Source organism: Pseudomonas sp. EL_65y_Pfl1_R83 (genome assembly GCF_963970695.1).
In the GTDB taxonomy this organism is placed as follows: Bacteria; Pseudomonadota; Gammaproteobacteria; order Pseudomonadales; family Pseudomonadaceae; genus Aquipseudomonas; species Aquipseudomonas tritici.
This window is the reverse complement of record NZ_CAXAQI010000061.1, coordinates 1-833: the sequence shown is the minus strand read 5'-3', so window position 1 is coordinate 833 and position 833 is coordinate 1. Positions and strand designations below refer to the sequence as shown.

The window sequence follows — 833 nt, the reverse complement described above, 5'->3', positions numbered from 1 at the left end:
CAGCCCCGGCCCCAACGATCTCAACAGCTGGGCCTGGGTCAATAATGACTGGCTCGTCGCCACGATCGGTGCCACCGCCCCGGTCGAGGGGGATAGCTGGTATCTGCGCCGCACGATCGGCATCAGCGCCGATGGCAAGAAGATCAACGTGCTCGGCAAGGATCTCGCCGCGCAAGGGGCCGACGACATCCTGTGGATCGCGCGCGATGGCAGCCCGCACATCCGCCTCGCCCTGCAAACCTCGATCTATCGCGATACCGCAGGGTTCTGGCCCGAAGTGCGCGATTTCGATGTCACCAACGGCCACAGCGTGCAGGTGCAGCCGCCGCGCGAAACCGTCATGGACTGGTATGCCGATGGCACCGGCACGGTGCGCTCGGGACTTGCCTATGACGATGACACGCGCTCCTACCGCTTGCTCTACCGCGACAGCGCCGCCCAGCCCTTCCGCACGCTCGTCAAGACGAAGGGCAAGGATGCCGATCTCGGCAACACCCCCGCCATGTTCCTGCCCGAACCCGGCAAGGCGCTGTCGATCAGCGATGCCGATGACGTGACCGCGCTCTATCCGCTCGATCTGGCAACGCTCAAGACCGGGGCGAAACTGTTCGGCGTGCCCGGTTATGATATTGACAGCATCATCAGCGACGAGAGCGGCACGCGCCTCGTTGGCGTGCAATATACCGACACGCGCCCGCGCGTGCACTGGATCGATCCCGCGCTCGCCGACATCCAGACCCAGCTCGATGCGGCCGTCGGCACCCGCACCGCGCGGATCGTGTCGTGGAGCAAGGATTTCCAGGTGCTGATCGTCCATGTCGGCGGCCCCGATC

The 833-nt window shown here is 65.3% G+C and carries 1 protein-coding gene; it reads left to right on the top strand.

Annotation, left to right across the window (positions count from 1 at the left end; translation table 11 throughout):
• Positions 1-833: hypothetical protein (locus AACY08_RS27585; RefSeq protein ID WP_339472275.1), on the top strand; the 833-nt coding region annotated here is incomplete at both ends.